The organism is Escherichia sp. AM3 (genome assembly GCF_032029835.1).
Taxonomy (GTDB): domain Bacteria; phylum Pseudomonadota; class Gammaproteobacteria; order Enterobacterales; family Enterobacteriaceae; genus Escherichia; species Escherichia coli.
Genome location: NZ_JAVUPQ010000192.1, coordinates 1 through 2,568, shown reverse-complemented (window position 1 = coordinate 2,568; position 2,568 = coordinate 1). Strand labels below are relative to the sequence as shown.

General features: G+C 39.0%; 5 protein-coding genes. 1 reads left to right on the top strand and 4 read right to left on the bottom strand.

All coding sequences use genetic code 11. From position 1 onward, the window contains the following. Positions 1–500: ECP biosynthesis operon DNA-binding transcriptional regulator EcpR (ecpR, locus tag RTW80_RS23870; protein ID WP_312720510.1), on the bottom strand; the 500-nt coding region annotated here is incomplete at its 3' end. Between the two features lie 823 nt (positions 501–1,323). Between ecpR and ykgL the strand changes: the two genes are divergently transcribed. Beyond that, positions 1,324–1,551 (top strand): protein YkgL, encoded by a 228-nt coding sequence (gene ykgL, locus RTW80_RS23865; protein ID WP_001147279.1) that lies wholly within the window; start codon positions 1,324–1,326, stop codon positions 1,549–1,551. Positions 1,552–1,585: 34 nt separating this feature from the next. Here ykgL and ykgO read toward each other — a convergent pair whose 3' ends face one another. The 3 genes from ykgO to ykgR all read right to left on the bottom strand — a co-directional run bounded on the left by ykgO (position 1,586) and on the right by ykgR (position 2,454). Continuing rightward, the gene (gene ykgO / locus RTW80_RS23860; RefSeq protein WP_000866436.1) at positions 1,586–1,726 is read right to left on the bottom strand and encodes a type B 50S ribosomal protein L36; all 141 of its coding nucleotides are present in this window, start codon (positions 1,724–1,726) and stop codon (positions 1,586–1,588) included. After that, on the bottom strand, positions 1,726–1,989 hold the full coding sequence (locus tag RTW80_RS23855; RefSeq protein ID WP_000803998.1) for a type B 50S ribosomal protein L31: 264 nt from the start codon (positions 1,987–1,989) through the stop codon (positions 1,726–1,728). Before RTW80_RS23855 ends, ykgO begins: the two co-directional genes overlap by 1 nt. A gap of 363 nt (positions 1,990–2,352) precedes the next feature. After that, positions 2,353–2,454, bottom strand: coding sequence for a small membrane protein YkgR (gene ykgR, locus RTW80_RS23850; protein WP_000662258.1), 102 nt, complete (start codon positions 2,452–2,454; stop codon positions 2,353–2,355). Positions 2,455–2,568 lie beyond the last annotated feature (114 nt).

The following is a 2,568-nucleotide window of genomic DNA, read 5'->3' as shown; positions in this document are numbered from 1 at the left end:
GCATTACGCCGATGGGTATACACTGTCTTCACACTACAATTTTCAATTCTGGCAATCGATTTAGGTTGCATTCCCTGGGCCGTCATGCGGATAATTTCCATTTCCCGGTCCGTGATTTTATCTTTCTTAATATCTTTTCTCAGGAACCTGCCATTAATCACATAGACCAGTTCTTTTCTAATATCACGACTCAGTCCAGCGTATACCACGCCCCTAATATTGCTATTGTAATACCAATAATTTGCTAAGGCCTCTGACTTTCTGGCCGCAATCAATACGACCTGTTTCCCCTTTACCGCGGATAACCATTCATTATCACGGTTTATAAATTCAGATAAAGAATCCGTACTGAGATTGATAAACACGAAATCTTTTCTAATTTTCTCCAACGATAGATAAATTAATCTGTCGATATCCACAATCAGTTCAGATAGTCCTTTATAGAAGTAGGCGTCATGGGGAGACCAGATGTATTTATCAGAACGGTTTTGACATTCCATATGGTTTTTAACCTCATAGTCCCTACTGTAATCACTTTGCCATGTCACTACTTTCCAAACCTGTAATTTTTACAGGTGCATTCAGTTTCCTTAGTAAACCGGAAGTAAATAAGATACGTAGTACATATCAATAAAGGTTAAACGAGATTAAGTTTAATTATTTTCGATTGGGCTTAAATTTATGTTTTTTTTCCCGATGAGTGTCAATATGTGAACGGAAAAGGAATTCAATGGTTAAGTCAATATTTAGAAAAACTGAAAATATTGCTTTTTTGATAAGAAGAAAAAGACATTTGGTTTCATAAGGTTATTGGCAATATAACGTTCAATTCTTACTTGCATTTTATATTGGTCAGGAACTTTGCCCTGAAGTGTTAGGAATAGTCTTAATGCGCTGTGTGATGGACTAGTAAAAAAACAAGTTTTAAGGGTAAGGGATAGAATATAAAACTATGATGAGCTGTCATTGAAGATGATTTGCCAATCAGTAAGATATTTTAATGGATTAACATGCCGCACAAAATGGTTACAGGTGTTCATTCCAATAAGTAATGGAAAATTGAACGGGCGTATGTACGTCATCTGTTCGGTAAGCCCCCAAGAGCCAGATTAAGTGAAGTTAAACGAAGGCTGCCAGCTGTCACAGGAACGATGGCCTTTTTGTCAGGGCACTGCATTCAGTTATCTGTGCGCGTTACTCTAACTGGCACTCGAACGTCGGCGACGGGGTTACCGGTGGATCAGACTGTTCCTGTGGCGTAAACGTTTTTATGTTAGTACCAACAGATTTACCACATTTATCATCTTAACAGTTTGAGTGAAAATGCAGGCTGCGCCGCAAAGGGAGGAGACTGAGTGGCGTGTTCAGTCTAAAAGAGGGTTGATGCCAGCATACAGGGGCGAAGCTGGTCAACAAGTCAACATTAAGATAATGGAATATTCGGAGAGAAACGTCAGGCAGTTGGCCTCAAATGAACAGGAAGAATATATCCCCAGGAAAATTAATGTTGGTGTTATAAACACACCAACATTAATCCGATCTGATTATTAATCAGACAAATATCGTTAATCCGTCGAATTTTGAATCAACGTTTTTTCTTACGACCCTGAACGGCCTTAAAACGTGGATTAGATTTACAAATCACATATAGCCGTCCTTTTCGCTTCACAATCTGACAGTCTGGATGGCGTTCTTTTGCGGTACGCAGAGAGTTAAGAACTTTCATCACGCCCCCTTTTTCGTGCTAACAAAACGACCAAAACGTTGGGTGAATCGTGCAACATTTCCTTCTGATGCCACTGTTCTCAGCTTCCCTGTATAGAACGGGTGCGATTTAGAAGAGACATCAATTGTCACGTATGGATACGTTACGCCATCCAGCTCAATCTCACGGTCTGTTTTGATAGTCGAGCCGATTTTAAAGTACTCATCAACACTGGTGTCGTGGAACACCACAGTACGATACTCAGGATGGATATTGGGCTTCATCATTTTTACCTGTTATGTTATAACATAACCATAAAGATACATGCTCATCCGGATCATTTCAACACTCAATCCCTGTGACTCTTTGTGGATGTGGAATTTTCGCAACGGGGAACTCTGGCATTGTTAGCAGCCATTGGTGACGCTCCCATAAACGCCTGGATGAGTGATTGATGATGGTTTTGCTGAGAGTATGGATTTTTCGAGAATGGAGGTTATCTCCACTTTACTGGCCGATAATTTATCGCAGTATGATTGATTACCTGACAGCGTGTATTCCTCTCCCACGGATATAATAATTACTTACAAAAAAGGGAGAGGATGCATATTTTAAATATCACTGAAGTGAACAGTTTATTTCCGTTATTAATAGAAATGGAGAAATAAATAGGCGTATTCTACAATTGCGACAAAAACAACGATATTAATCAGTTTATGACTGATTTGCTGTACTTTATTCTCTTTCATTGGTACTTCCTCGCTTTAAAAAAGAGTGCACTTCGGAAGTGCCCTTATATAAATAACGAGTTTGGTCAACCAGTTTTTTGACATGTATCACAAATTTGAATAGATGTATTACAT

Excerpts from the sequence above, each read along its gene's own strand:
- ykgL (WP_001147279.1), top strand. The coding sequence starts at position 1,324 with ATGCAGGCTGCGCCGCAAAGGGAGGAGACTGAGTGGCGTGTTCAGTCT.
- ykgO (WP_000866436.1), bottom strand. The coding sequence starts at position 1,726 with ATGAAAGTTCTTAACTCTCTGCGTACCGCAAAAGAACGCCATCCAGAC.
- RTW80_RS23855 (WP_000803998.1), bottom strand. The coding sequence starts at position 1,989 with ATGAAGCCCAATATCCATCCTGAGTATCGTACTGTGGTGTTCCACGAC.
- ykgR (WP_000662258.1), bottom strand. The coding sequence starts at position 2,454 with ATGAAAGAGAATAAAGTACAGCAAATCAGTCATAAACTGATTAATATC.